12 protein-coding genes are annotated in these 13,113 nt (G+C 46.3%); 5 read left to right on the top strand and 7 right to left on the bottom strand.

Features of this window, described 5'->3' with window-relative positions:
• Positions 1-243: 243 nt before the first annotated feature.
• Both QUB16_RS31095 and QUB16_RS31090 read right to left on the bottom strand, forming a co-directional pair.
• On the bottom strand, positions 244-1,467 hold the full coding sequence (locus QUB16_RS31095) for an LL-diaminopimelate aminotransferase (protein WP_333322085.1): 1,224 nt from the start codon (positions 1,465-1,467) through the stop codon (positions 244-246).
• Positions 1,468-1,694: 227 nt separating this feature from the next.
• The gene (locus QUB16_RS31090; RefSeq protein ID WP_333322083.1) at positions 1,695-2,021 is read right to left on the bottom strand and encodes a thioredoxin domain-containing protein; all 327 of its coding nucleotides are present in this window, start codon (positions 2,019-2,021) and stop codon (positions 1,695-1,697) included.
• A gap of 144 nt (positions 2,022-2,165) precedes the next feature.
• Between QUB16_RS31090 and QUB16_RS31085 the strand changes: the two genes are divergently transcribed.
• A complete protein-coding gene (locus QUB16_RS31085; protein WP_333322081.1) occupies positions 2,166-2,918 on the top strand; it encodes a biotin/lipoate A/B protein ligase family protein in 753 nt (250 codons plus the stop codon).
• Between the two features lie 280 nt (positions 2,919-3,198).
• On the opposite strand, the gene QUB16_RS31080 is transcribed toward QUB16_RS31085, so the two are convergent.
• The 4 genes from QUB16_RS31080 to psaK form a co-directional block, all read right to left on the bottom strand.
• Positions 3,199-3,984, bottom strand: coding sequence for a DUF928 domain-containing protein (locus QUB16_RS31080; protein ID WP_333322079.1), 786 nt, complete (start codon positions 3,982-3,984; stop codon positions 3,199-3,201).
• 38 nt (positions 3,985-4,022) lie between these two features.
• Complete coding sequence (locus tag QUB16_RS31075) at positions 4,023-5,972, bottom strand: adenylate/guanylate cyclase domain-containing protein (protein ID WP_333322077.1); 1,950 nt, start codon at positions 5,970-5,972, stop codon at positions 4,023-4,025.
• A gap of 81 nt (positions 5,973-6,053) precedes the next feature.
• Entirely contained in the window at positions 6,054-7,250 is a 1,197-nt protein-coding gene (locus tag QUB16_RS31070; RefSeq protein WP_333322075.1) for a site-2 protease family protein, read from the bottom strand.
• 81 nt (positions 7,251-7,331) lie between these two features.
• A complete protein-coding gene (gene psaK, locus QUB16_RS31065; RefSeq protein ID WP_333040629.1) occupies positions 7,332-7,616 on the bottom strand; it encodes a photosystem I reaction center subunit PsaK in 285 nt (94 codons plus the stop codon).
• Positions 7,617-7,749: 133 nt separating this feature from the next.
• Here psaK and QUB16_RS31060 point away from each other — a divergent pair, with 133 nt between their 5' ends.
• Both QUB16_RS31060 and QUB16_RS31055 read left to right on the top strand, forming a co-directional pair.
• The gene (locus tag QUB16_RS31060) at positions 7,750-8,397 is read left to right on the top strand and encodes a phosphoribosylanthranilate isomerase (protein ID WP_333322087.1); all 648 of its coding nucleotides are present in this window, start codon (positions 7,750-7,752) and stop codon (positions 8,395-8,397) included.
• Between the two features lie 217 nt (positions 8,398-8,614).
• Positions 8,615-9,928 carry a transposase gene (locus QUB16_RS31055; protein WP_333322073.1) on the top strand — a complete coding sequence of 438 codons (1,314 nt, stop codon included), beginning with the start codon at positions 8,615-8,617 and terminating at the stop codon, positions 9,926-9,928.
• 316 nt (positions 9,929-10,244) lie between these two features.
• Here QUB16_RS31055 and QUB16_RS31050 read toward each other — a convergent pair whose 3' ends face one another.
• Positions 10,245-10,559 (bottom strand): acylphosphatase, encoded by a 315-nt coding sequence (locus tag QUB16_RS31050; protein ID WP_333322072.1) that lies wholly within the window; start codon positions 10,557-10,559, stop codon positions 10,245-10,247.
• Positions 10,560-10,618: 59 nt separating this feature from the next.
• Between QUB16_RS31050 and QUB16_RS31045 the strand changes: the two genes are divergently transcribed.
• Entirely contained in the window at positions 10,619-11,194 is a 576-nt protein-coding gene (locus QUB16_RS31045; RefSeq protein WP_333322070.1) for a CPBP family glutamic-type intramembrane protease, read from the top strand.
• 45 nt (positions 11,195-11,239) lie between these two features.
• The gene (locus QUB16_RS31040; RefSeq protein ID WP_333322068.1) at positions 11,240-12,574 is read left to right on the top strand and encodes a HEAT repeat domain-containing protein; all 1,335 of its coding nucleotides are present in this window, start codon (positions 11,240-11,242) and stop codon (positions 12,572-12,574) included.
• Positions 12,575-13,113: the final 539 nt, after the last annotated feature.

The raw sequence follows: 13,113 nt of genomic DNA, 5'->3' as shown, positions 1-13,113 counted from the left end.
CCGTCCTTTTTGGACGGGCGGGACGCCCATCCCACAATAACAATTAAAATTGTAAGTTATTTAATTCGCGATCCTAATGAGTTTTTCACTCCTTTTTGAGAGGACTTTAGCTATAAGCCCTGTGGAAGATAATTCCCTGGGGAAAAGTGCCGGGTGAGCGGGAGGACTGGCGGACTAAAAGCTTAAGTTGACAAGCCTCGGACACGGCGCCGTGTCCCTACGGCGCTCGCCGTAGGGCTCTACTCAATTGAGAAACTCAGCAATTTTTCTAACTGCTGCTTCCAAAATTGCTGGCGACTCGACTAAGGCAAATCGCACGTAGCCTTCTCCTGATTTTCCGAAACCGGCACCGGGGGAAGCTGCGACTCCTGTACTCTGTACTAGCTGAGTGCAAAATTTCACGGAATCTCGGGCCCAAGGTTCCGGCAGTTTCGCCCAGACGTACATGGTGGCAGGGGGTACGGGTACTTGCCAGCCGATGCCCTGTAGCGCGTTTACAAAGGCATCCCGCCGTTTTCTGAAGGTTTCTACGCTGGTTCTGACGGTATCTTGAGGGCCGCTTAATGCGGAGATCGCTCCGTTCAAAATCCCTCGGTATTGGTTGAAGTCCACTGCGGCTTTTACCTGTCGCAGCGCTGCAATTAGTTCGGAATTGCCGATCGCATATCCGACTCGAAAACCTCCCATACTGTAGGATTTGGATAGTGTAAAAAACTCGATCGCCACACTCTTATCTCGATCCGCCTGAAAGATTGACGGTGCCATCAATTTTCGATATTCTTCCTCGTTACCAGAGGGCGGGCACGGGGGCACCGCCCCTACGGAATCGTCAAATACCAAATCCACATAAGGGAAATCGTGAACTAAAACCAGCCGATGTTCTCGACAAAAAGCCACAGCTTTCTCAAAAAAAGCAACCGGGGCGATCGCAGTTGTAGGATTGTGAGGATAGCTCAAAACCATCATCTTCGACTGAGCAAGCACTGCTGTCGGAATATCTTCAAATATCGGCAAAAAGGCATTTTCTGCTAATATCGGCATCGGATAAATTTGACCGCCAGCCAAATGCACACCGCCCGCGTGGGAAGGATAGCCCGGATCTAGCAGCAAAGCAAAATCTCCCGGGTTGAGTACAGCTAAAGGCATATGCGCCGTGCCTTCTTGGGAACCAATTAACGGCAGCACTTCTGTTTCTGGATTGACTGCAATCCCAAATTTTTGCTCGTACCAAATAGCTGCTGCTTCCCGAAAATCTCTTGTGCCATTAAACAGCAAATAGCCGTGGGTGCTGGTGTCGGACAGAGAATGTGCGATCGCATCTGTAATATGAGCAGCCGCCGGCAAATCCGAAGAACCCAGAGACAAGTCAATCACATTTTGCCCCGCTGCTCTAGCTTGAGCTTTTGCCCGATCCATATCGGCAAATACATTAAATTGCAGTGGTTCTAAACGTTTGGCAAATTGCATATTTTCTATATTTTTGGAAGATTTTAAGGACTATTTTTATCGGATCTAAATTATTTTTTATATGGCATTTTTATTGACTTTGGGATTTTTGTTGAGTAACCGCAGAGAGCGCAGAGGGCGCAGAGTCAGAGAGGAATATCGAGGATAAAAGAGAGATGTTAAAAAAATATTTGCGCTTGCTATAATTGTGAGTGGGGAGTTGGAAACTCCCGAATCATTTCCAAACTTTATAAGTGACCGTCGAGCAAACCGATTAAAGTTTGTTTAGTAATGGCTCCCTCGTGGGAAAGCACTACTTCGGCATTTTTAAAGAGCCGGAGAGCTGGGACTCCTTCTACTTTATACTGCTTGACAGTAGTAGGATTGGGGTCAATTTCCATTTTCACCACTTTCAGCCGATCGCTGTAGTTTGCCGCCACCCAGTCTACCGAAGGCGCGATCAGTTTGCAAGGCCCGCACCAACTAGCCCAAAAATAGGCAAGCACTGGTTGCTCTGCTTTCAGGACTTCTGTTTCAAATTTTTCGTCGTTAATGACAATTACACTGTTGCTCATGGTTCTGCGATTATTTTTTCTATTTATTTCTAAAGCACCGGCGGGGGTGAAATTTGCACCAACTTAGAAGACAGGCCCAAAAAACTGTTACTAATTTTAAAACATTCTGCGAATTATTGAGTAGAAACTAAGGACTCGCGACTGATGGCTCATTCTGTTTGGCGTTTAATTCCGCTGTTGTCGGCGTCTGGTAGCGTGCAGATGGCGATCGACCAATGGCTACTGGAACAGCATCTAGCGGGCAAACATCCGCCAACTCTGCGATTTTACACTTGGCAACCGACGGCGATTTCCTTGGGCTACCACCAGCGCAGGTGGCCGGAGTTTTGGCAGCAGTTGTCTTGGGGGGGAATGCCTGTGGAGTTGGTGAGGAGGCCCAGCGGCGGGCGCGCCGTGCTGCATCAAGGGGATTTAACTTATGCAGTTGTGGCGTCGGGATTTGCAAGCAGCCGTATGAAAGCTTATCAGACTATTTGCGAGTTTTTGATTGAGGGTTGGAGGGCGATGGGTTTGGATTTGCAATACGGGGAAGCTGGAAGGGGTTATATTCACAATCCGAATTGTTTTGGTACTGCGACGGGTGCAGATTTAGTTACCGCTGATGGTTGCAAGTTAATTGGTAGCGCGCAATTGCGACGGGGTGATGCTATTTTGCAGCACGGTTCGATGCGTTTGCAGCCGGATGTTAAATTATTTTCTCAAGTGTTTGGGGAGCAATTAATTCCTGTGCAATTACCTCTATCTGAAGGGGGAGATGATTTGATTGCTACTGTCATTGATGTTTTGAGTGCGGCGGCTTGTCGCTGTTTTGAAATTGATTTGAAAGTGCAGCCACTTTCAGAAGAGGAATGGCAGGATATTTGGGAGTTAACAACTAATAAGCTGTTTCACATTTAACCTGCATATTTGGGGGCGGGCTTTACTGCCACCTTTTGGGAACAGCCAAGATGGCCGTTCCACAAGAGATTTTTGGAATAATTATTGTGGGGGATGTCAAAAAGTCGGCCGCCTTTTGGGAACAGCCAAGATGGCCGTTCCACAAGAAAGAATTTTTATTGTAGAACAGCCATGTTGGCTGTTACTGATACAAGTTAAAAACTTGTACACTTATTTTTATTAAAACTCTTGTGGGCCGTTGCTCCGAGCCCAGAAAAGTTAAATTTAAATGCAGTACAGCTTATGGCTGTGGCTGAGTTTGAACGATCGGCTCTTTGGCAATTTTGCCCAATGTCACTGAATCCAGCAAGCTTTCCCAATCAGCCTTGAGCGCTGTATCATTAGGTTGATCGCGGCGAGCGGCAGCTAGGGTGCTGAGGGCATCTTGCCAAATCCCCTTTTCAGCATAAATAACGGTTTTCTGGCGCGGATCTGCCTGATCTAATTGACTGCGGATATCTGCACTGAGTTCAACTCGCCGTACAGTACCGCTTTCGATCTGATCTGCCGATCGGTCTAGAGAGTCGCAAATCACTGTAAAATTCCAAGTGTAACTTTTGCCTACTTCCAAGGGCGGCACATTTTGGTTAGCGGGAATACTAACGCCGATCACCCCTGATAAATTCCTAATTGTGAGATCCTGTTTATAAATCTGCTTGCCGCTTTCATCTTGTAGGATAAATTCGGCTGATTCGGCCTCTGTTTGAGGCAAGTAGAAAAAGAACGTTGGATAGTCGGAAACAGTCCGTCCCATCTTATTTTTAGGCACTAAGGCTGTGAGACCTAGCTGACTAATGCTCGCGCAGCCACCGCGCACAGGGCGTCCCGGTTGAGTGGGGGGCCGCTCATCCATATCTTCACGGGGCGGAACGAAGCGCGGCCCTCCCGGTATAGGGTTGGGTGGCCGGTCAGGTGTGTTTATTATCGGCTGTCCCACAACTGCAACTTGAGAAATGTTAAGTGTAGCTATCAATACTATTGAGCAAACTGATGTCAGATTGATGAGAAACTTAGTAATTGTTTTCACATTAACTCCATGAATTTGTAGGGAGAGATTCTCTCTTTTTATTTCTTTTTCCTTCCCAAAATCCGGTAGACATTAACTTTTTGTTCCCTGCCTCTTAACGGTAAAGCTCCCCAAGATTCTACCTCAAATTTGTCCGCCAGATGCAGAAAGGTTTCTTCTGCAATCAATATCCGGCAAGTGTCCTCGTGCCGATCCTTTTCGCAGCTTTCGAGTCGAGAGGCAATATTTACGCTGTCGCCGATCACTCCATATTCTAAACGGGTTGTGCCTCCCAGACTACCCACCATAACAGGCCCTGTAAAGATGCCTACTCGCATTTTTGCGGCCGGTAAACCGCGTGTGAGCCAATTTTGATTCATTTCTGGCAAGCGGGAACTGATGGCTAAAGCGCAAGATACGGCAAGGCGAGCATCTTCTGCAATTTCTTCTGGAGTTGTCCGGGGAATGGGTACGCCAAATACTGCCAGCATTCCATCTCCGGTAAATTTATTAATCACGCCTTGATGTTCTTGGACTTCTTGCGCCATTGCTGATAAATACTCATTTAACCAACTCATTACCACTTCTGGCGGTAGTTTTTCGGAGATTGTACTAAAACCCTGCAAGTCGGTGAGGATGATGGTAGCAGTAACTTTTTGACCGGGCAATAACCCTGATTCGAGCAGATGGACGCGCTCTTTCCACAGGGCATTTGCGATCGCCGGTGATGTTTGTTGTCCTAATAATTTCATCACAATCCCTTGCTGTTGCCTCGACTGCTCGTATTTATAGGTAACTGCGACTCCTGCGGTGATTAAAAGTGCCATAGCAGGGGAAATTAGAGGTATCCACCCCTGTTGCATGAAGAGGAAAAAGGTGAATCCGAATAATGAGCCGCAAGCTGCGATCGCGATCGCGATCAAATTCAGCGATTTTTCTAGCCGCCAAGCTAAACAGCCACCCACTGCACTCCACACAGCGATCCAGAGAATTTCTTGCCATTCATCCCAATACCAAAATAGCCCTTGGCCGTCTAAAACTGCACTGAGAATTTGGCTGGTGGCAGTTGCATGAATTAATACCCCAGGCACCGGGAAATTACCGTTTTTAGTAGCGCTGTAAGGGGTAGCAAAAATATCTTTTACAGTTGGGGCTGTTACCCCGATTAAGACTATTTTACCTTTTACCAATTTGGGGTCAACTTTGCCCTCCAAAACTTGAGTTATGGTCACGGTTTCTGCTATATTTTTATGAGAGCGGTAATTGAGCAATATTTGATAGCCTTGGGCAGGAATGTTCTGATAACCTCCTGAGTTGGAGCGCAACTTTGAAAATACTGTTTTCTCTACTATAAATTCATTATTTTCTGTGGCTTTAGATTCTATTTTTTGGCTATCAAAATATGCAAAAGCTAGCCGGGAGGGAAATGAATAAAACGTGTTTTTACCATCGCCAATAGACATCACATTACGACGCACTATACCATCTGGATCGAGATACAAATCGTTAAATCCTACCCGCTTGTCGGGTATGTTGGGAGGTGGCTGCACTCGATCGTACTTTAAGGAGCCGATGAAGGTAATGGGAAATACTTTGGGGTTTTTCAGTTGAGTTGCTAATTCTGCACTCCCCGGTTCGTAGGGAATATCACGAATTATATCGAGACCAATAGCTGTGGGTTCCAAACGCGCTATTTCGGCGATCGCTTTTGCTAAAACGCGATCGGAAATGGGCCATCTGTTTAAAGCACTAATGTCCCGATCGGTGACTTCAACTATCAATAACCGGGGGTCAGGGCCCCGATCTGGCCGCAACTGCACCATGAGGTCGTAAGCATTTAATTCTAGTGACTGCAACCCGCCTAAATGCCTCACTCCCAATAGAGTTCCGGTCACGACAATCCAGATAATAGCAAGAGGTTGCAAGTCAGGGAAGGGGAAGAAATAAGTTAAGTTTTTCCAACGTTTCTCCGCCAATTTATGATAAATTCTCTTAAAGAATTTGGGCATAAAATTTTTTGCTTTAACCCTCATTGACAAAGTTTGCTACATCTTAACCGATCGCTGAGGCCCCTTACCGATGCCCAATTTTTAATTTTCCTGTGCGGTTTTGGCGATCGCACTTAACTGCAATCCCTGCGGATAGCTGTTTTCTTCTTTGCTGCGCTTGATGTCGGCTATTGAAATCTGGGGTTTGAGGTATTTTGCTAAAACTTTAACCACGTCGCCCCGATCGATCGTCCCCGCTACTGAACCAATCGGCGAGAGGACGATGATTCGGGGGAGTTGACGGGCTTCCATGCTGTTAATTACTTCTGCAAGGGATGCTTTTTCGGAGACTGTGGGGGTTTTTCCCAGGGGTTTCAAAATGTTGTGCAAAGTCTGATGTTGCCACTGACTGCGTTCTGTGAAGCGGATATCGTCGATCGACACTAAGCCCAAATCCCGGCCGTTGGTCGCAGCAATGTAAAATGGAAACGGATTGACTTCTAACAAATATCGATCGGCAAATTCTCGCAGAGTCAAATCTGCATCTACAACTCGAAACTCGCGGCTCATCGCATCGCTGGCTTTAATTTTGAGCAGGGCTTCTTGCAGTGAAGTCAATCTGCTATAAGCAGTGGCATTGCGAATGCCAAACCCGCCGATCAGCGCAATCCACAAGCCGCCGTACTCGCGCGCTAACAAGCATAAACTCAGACCCAAAGCAACGCCCAGCCAACCTAAAACTTGTCCTGTTTTTGCCGCCCAGCGAACGCCGGCAAATCGAGAGCCGGTGATTTTCCAAATTGCTGATTTTAAAACTTGTCCTCCATCCAAAGGCAGACCGGGAATTAAGTTAAATAATCCCAAAACGAGATTGATTAGTGCTACCCTTTCGGTGACAATTCCTAGCAAACTTTTCGGGGGAAGAACTTGAGAACCCAAACCGAGGATTAAAAACAGCGCAAAGCTGACGAGAGGGCCGGCAATGGCTACTTGAAAAGCTTGACCGGGAGTTTTTGATTCCGAGTCGATCGAAGCTACTCCGCCAAATAAGAATAAGGTAATAGAATTAACTTTAATGCCTTGCGATATCGCCGCCAAGCTGTGTCCGAGTTCGTGCAAGAGCACGGAAGCAAACAGTAGCAGAGCTATTGCTAACCCCGCACTCCAAGAGAGCGCCGGCCCCCACAGGCGGTAACTGCTGGCGTATTCGCGGGTTGCTAAGGCTAAAATTATAAACCACGAATAATCTATAACTAGGGGGATGCCAAATAAAGAGCCGATTCGCCAACCTGTCTGCATGAATTTTCCTGGGAAAGGAGAGCAAGAAAGAGTTTCTATTATATCTTTTCTCACCCCTTGCCTTTGCCTTTCCCCTGATTTTTACAGAACTCCGGCGTTACCCAAGCCCAAGATTACTCCGGCTCCGAGCAAGTGGCCGAAGCTGGCTGTTGCCAGCAATTCTGGTACGCCGAAGCCTTTGAACATTCCAGGGAGTGCAACGGGTAAAGCTGGGCCTTTGCCTCGGTTTTGCTTGGAGATGCCGTAGTAGCCGATCGTGATCGCCAGCAAATTGCATAAAATCATTGTCAGTCCTACCAGTGGCGACCACTCCGGTGTTGAGGGAGCGGTAGATTGTACGGCTAACAGCAAAGATGAGGTGATCATGTTCTTATCTCCTGATTTCACAGATAAATTGATTTCCAAGATTATAAAAAGCGGTTTGCATTAAACTAAGATTTGTTTTAATAGTTAACAATTCGTTGATATTTTGATACAAATGCGGAAGCGAGGAGTCGGAGTGCGGGTTAAAATTTGCGGAATCACTAAATTAGACCAAGGAATTGCGATCGCCCGCTTGGGAGCCCAGGCTTTGGGGTTTATCTGCGTGCCGGCTTCCCCCCGCTATGTCAGCCCAGAAACAATTCGCCTGATTGTCGAGCAGTTGCCGGAAAATGTCGATCGCATCGGCGTTTTTGCCAACACCACAATAGAAAATATCTGTCAAGTAGCGGCAGAGTCAAATTTAAGCGGGGTGCAGTTGCATGGAGATGAAACAGCGGAATATTGCGATCGACTGCGCGAGTTTTTGCCGGGAATTGAAATTATCAAAGCCCTGAGAGTTAAGACTCCTGAAACTTTAGCCACCGCTGCTGTTTATGCTGTTCGTGTCGATACTTTACTGCTGGATGCTTACCATCCACAGCAATTGGGCGGTACTGGTAAAACGATCGACTGGATGATGTTATCAGAGTTTAGACCGCAGTGTCCTTGGCTGCTGGCGGGCGGCTTAACACCCGATAATATTTTAAATGCAATTGATAGTGCGATCGGCAATAACTTCAGCGGTGTTGACCTTTCTAGCGGGGTAGAAATAGCGCCGGGAGATAAAGATTTGACCAAAGTTGCTCAGTTGTTTGCTAATTTAAGTCAACTTGCTAATCATTGATAAGCTGTTGTGCATTTAATTTGTATGTTGAGGGCGGGCAGGATGCCCAACCCCTACTCCCCACCCAAGTAAAAATTTATTTTACTATGCAATTTAAATGCGGATTAGCTTAAATTGCCAATACCCAATTCGCGCTTTTTATCAGAGAAATGGGTCTAAAACCCCATCCTTATAGGACGGCTTTGTAAGTAGAAGTATAAACATTAAACCATCTTTGGTGAAGAAATATAAAAAATACCAGCACGCAAGCATTTCACTATATACTAACAGTAGCTCAAAAAAGGAGGAGTTAAACTTGTTAACAAACTATGTATACAAGTTGCGCCCCAATCAAATACAAGACTTAAAAATGTCCAATTGGGTGGATATGTTGCGAAGTCACTTCAACTGGTGTCTTAATGACAGAATCACTCAATATAGTCAACAGTTCATTCAAGGTAACTATTGCGACATTAGAACGCAAAGTGAAGCCTGTCCATTGACCAGTTGTGTCAGTAAAAACGGTGCCACGGGAGAACCTTGGAAAACAGGAAAAACAGACAAAGAGGGGAAGATCAAAAACCCCCGACGCAACCCAGGCGACATTCAAATCACCGCGTTGCCAGAATTAAAAGCAGCTAGACCCTGGTTTGCTGGGATAGATTCGACAGTTCTACAACAAAACGTCAAACGGCTGGACACTGCCTATAAAAATTTTTTCGAGGGCCGTGGCTTTCCTAAGTTCAAAAACCGCAGTAACTTTACTTCTTTTACTTTCGTGATGGGGGTAAAAATACAAGGCAGTAAAATCTACTTACCAAAGTTAGGCTGGATGCGTTTTTATAACTCGCGCCCAATTCCCAACGGCTTTACCATTAAAGCGTGTACAGTAAGAAAGCGACAAAATGGCTGGTACATATCCGTCCGCATTGAAAACAAGTCTGTCCCCGATTACACGACAAAATCTCTTAAGGATGTCGTCAAAGTAATTGGCTGCGATCTGGGGCTTACAAAATTAGTCCATCTCTCAGATGGAACTCAAATTGAAAATCCCAAGTTTTCAAACGCCAAAAAAGCTAAGCGCACTCTAAAAATTAGGCAGAGACGGGTTAGCCGAAAAGCGAAGGATAGTAAAAACCGCAAGAAAGCAGCTAAGAAACTAGGACTTTTCCACCAGAAGATTAGCGATAAGCGTCAAGCTTACCACTGGAAGGTTGCCAATAAAATAGTTTCTCGCAACGTTGACGCGATTGCTCTGGAAGATTTGAATATTTCCGGGATGATGCGCCGATGTCGAGTAAAGGCTGACGAAAAAACAGGTAGATTCCTGAAAAATGGGCAATCAAGAAAGAAAGGTTTAAACCGTTCTATCTCTGACGCGGGTTGGGCTGAATTAATTCTAAAGATCGAGTATCTGGCTGCAAAGCAAGGAAAGGTCGTAATCAAAATTAATCCCAAATACTCCAGCCAAGAATGTCGGAAATGCGGTCATATCGACAAGTCAAACAGAGATGGCGAAAAGTTCATTTGCACGCTCATGTGGATATCATGAACACGCCGATATCGGTGCAGCAAAAACTATTTGCGATCGGGCTTTGAAATTGGTACGCGGGGACTCCGCGAAACCGGGCGTTCGCGCCTAAACGCCCAGAAGATATCCTCACGCTCATTTGAGCAAACGTGAGGAGTCTGGGAACCCTAGAAATAGGGAAATTGAGGTAGAAATCCCTCAAGAATCCTTGCGCCTTCAGGCCGAGTGAGTGTCAAGCGATTCATTCTTTAGTCCGTGTGGGCGAAGCCTGCCTTATACAAAGCAGACCTCGTTTCTACAGTAGCGGTTTCAACCGCAGTTTATGCCGATTATTGTTTTATCGCCGGATCTCAAAAGTGCGTGAAGGCGAGCTATCTTGAAGGGAATCGCCCTCCGGGTCTTCGTATTCCAAAACCAACTCACTAACTGTAGCACCGGTGGGGCCGCGCCGGCACCAACTAATCATTCCTTCCACAGCTTTTTTGGGTCCTTCAAAGACAGCCTCGACGCGGCCGTCGGGGAGATTTCTTACCCAGCCGCTGAGGCCGAAATACTTTGCTTGATTCCTCGTTGAATATCGGAATCCTACTCCTTGAACTAATCCCGAAACAAAAACGCGGACTCTGACTGGCGGCAATGATTGGTTTTGCATAAAAAACGGCTCAACTTACTGTTAACATCTGTTTGAAAATTTTAAGGATCAGTTTGATTATGTTAAATTTTAGTGCGATTCCCTTCGGGATAGCTCCGCTTCACGCGCTGCCGGGATTCCTGATACGCCGCGTCACCCAGGCTTTTTCAACTATTCCCGATTTCACCGATTGGCTGGTTGCAGCTATGCTGGCGCTGGTTTACACTTCGATCGCTCTTTCCGTGGGTTTTTGGTCGGGATTTCTAAAAGTAGACGTGCAAACCTCTCGGCGTACAATTGTGGGAGTGCTTCTTGGCTGTTTGTTAAGTCCGGGCATCACCGAGGAATTATTGTTCCGGGTGTTAATGCTGCCGCACCCGTTGGAGAAGGCTTCTGGGTTAATGCTGTGGTTTTGGGGATGCGCGAGTTTGGCGGTTTTTGTAGTTTACCACCCGCTGAACGCGCTGACTTTTTACCCGGTTGGTCGATCGACCTTTATGAATCCAGTATTTTTGCTACTGGCGGCAATTTTGGGAGTTGCGTGCTCCCTCGCATACCTGCAAAGCGGTTCTATCTGGCCTGCGGTGGCGGTTCACTGGCTAGCAGTGACAGCGTGGCTGTTGCTACTGGGCGGTTACAGGAGGCTGTATGGTTAAATGTAAAAAGTCCAGCATCACTATTTTGTCGGGAGGATCTCAGTTGTGGGTATCATAGGCGCGATCGTAGGTTTTTTGGCAGGGGTAGCAGTTGCTTACTGGTTAGTGGAAAAGCGCTTAAACAAGCAAAAACAAGAATACTTGCAGCAAACTCGCAGAATTACTGAGGAAATAGAATTAGCTCAGATGTCTCGGGTGCGACAAGCTGTCGAATCTCAGCAAGGAGAACGGGAAAATCAGCTTAGAAAAGCTACTATCGAACACGAAAATTTACTCAGACAAGTTACTACCCAATACGAAAACCAGCTCAAACAAGTTGCCGCTCAATACGAAAATCAGCTCCAACAAGTTTTGGCAGAACGCGACAGTCAGCTCCAACAAGTTCAGGCAGAACGCGACAGTCAGCTCCAACAAGTTGTCAGCGCACACGAGCCTGAGCTGCGCCGACAAATCAGCGAGGAATTAGAAGCCGCTAACAATGCTAGGATGCAGCAAAATATCCAATCTTTGCAAGCAGAACACGAACATCATTTACTCAGAGTTGCTGACGAATTGCATATAAATTATCAAGCTCAGATGGAGCAACATTTGCAAAACTTGCAAAATGAACACGAAATTCGCTTGAGGCAAACTGCCGAGGAATATGAGAACCGCGAGGTTGAGATGCAGTTAAATATGGAGGCTTTGCAAGAGCAATACGAGAGTCAGTTGCAAGCGGCTCACGAGCAGTTGAGAGTTCACGAAGCTCAGATGCAAGCTACTATCAGGTCTTTGCAAGAGCAGTACGAGAGTAATGTACAACAACAAGAAGTCCCGGAGCAGCCGTTCAGTCAGTTAAATTCCACAGAATTTGCCGAAGGTTTATCACAAGAAGAAGTTTGGCAGCAACTGTCAAGTGAGTTAAATCAAACAGAAGTTGAAGAAGAGTTAAATTACACAGATTTTTCGGAACCACAATCAACTGATTTACATCAACCCGAAGTCGAACAACAGCTTCCAATTGCCAGACAAGCACCAAGCTATTCCCTGCCGCAGTTGATGGGATTTGTTCAAAGTCAGGACAAAGAAACTCGCAAGTTTGCAGCGTCTGCTTTAGGTAAAATGGCTGCTGCTAATGCTCTGAGATCGGAAGGTCAGCGAGCAATAGAAACCTTGGGAAAATTAGCTCAAGATATTCACCCGGAGGTGCGCGAAGCTGCTGTGGAAGCACTAGCAATGATTAAGTCTGAAAAAGTGATTCCGCTGCTACAAAAAGCTTTGCGAGATATAGATAGCGGTGTGGCAAAATCGGCAAGTGCTGCGCTCAATAAGTTTAAGTTTTATCCGCGCACTCCGGCGGCTAAGCCGAAAACTGTTGATCTGAAGAAACCAAAGCGTTAAGGATTTACGAGGATAAATATAGCAATTGTCAATTGCCTACAACACAGTAGGGATACAACATGGTTGTGTCCTTACCGAGGTGCTGTATTTCACTCAATTTCGATTACTACCACAAACTGTGGCGGTTGGGTTGAGCAAAGAAATCCAGCTCAATTATTCGATCGACAACTCGCCCAATCCGACGCAGCAATCACCGACACGGCGCTGTTTAAAACCGTAGGCTGAAACCTTTTTTAGCAACTGGCGATTGAAATCGCTTCTTGTATCTTCACGCATCCTGTAGGGGCGGGTTTTACCAATTATCTATGCCAGAAACCAACAATATAATAAACCCGCCCCCACTTGGGCGGCAAATCCGAATCTACATTTTTTGGATTCGCTCGAATATCAGGTTAATCTGGGTTATCGGTTGTGTGGGGGCGGGTTTACAAGATTGTTTGCGGTTATCAAATATTGTTGGTCAAACCCGCCCCTTGTATCTTAAAGGAGTCAGTAGATCGCCACGTCATGGATTCGATCGAGCCGACTTTCAGGCGATC

Source organism: Microcoleus sp. D3_18a_C4 (genome assembly GCF_036702415.1).
In the GTDB taxonomy this organism is placed as follows: Bacteria; Cyanobacteriota; Cyanobacteriia; order Cyanobacteriales; family Microcoleaceae; genus Microcoleus.
Note: the sequence above shows the minus strand (reverse complement) of the source record. Positions and strands in the feature narration are given on the sequence as shown.

Bases quoted from the DNA above. Each gene is read 5' to 3' on its own strand.
- QUB16_RS31090 (WP_333322083.1), bottom strand. From the start codon at position 2,021: ATGAGCAACAGTGTAATTGTCATTAACGACGAAAAATTTGAAACAGAA.
- psaK (WP_333040629.1), bottom strand. From the start codon at position 7,616: ATGATCACCTCATCTTTGCTGTTAGCCGTACAATCTACCGCTCCCTCA.
- QUB16_RS31085 (WP_333322081.1), top strand. From the start codon at position 2,166: ATGGCTCATTCTGTTTGGCGTTTAATTCCGCTGTTGTCGGCGTCTGGT.
- QUB16_RS31045 (WP_333322070.1), top strand. From the start codon at position 10,619: ATGTTAAATTTTAGTGCGATTCCCTTCGGGATAGCTCCGCTTCACGCG.
- QUB16_RS31095 (WP_333322085.1), bottom strand. From the start codon at position 1,467: ATGCAATTTGCCAAACGTTTAGAACCACTGCAATTTAATGTATTTGCC.
- QUB16_RS31070 (WP_333322075.1), bottom strand. From the start codon at position 7,250: ATGCAGACAGGTTGGCGAATCGGCTCTTTATTTGGCATCCCCCTAGTT.
- QUB16_RS31050 (WP_333322072.1), bottom strand. From the start codon at position 10,559: ATGCAAAACCAATCATTGCCGCCAGTCAGAGTCCGCGTTTTTGTTTCG.
- QUB16_RS31075 (WP_333322077.1), bottom strand. From the start codon at position 5,972: ATGCCCAAATTCTTTAAGAGAATTTATCATAAATTGGCGGAGAAACGT.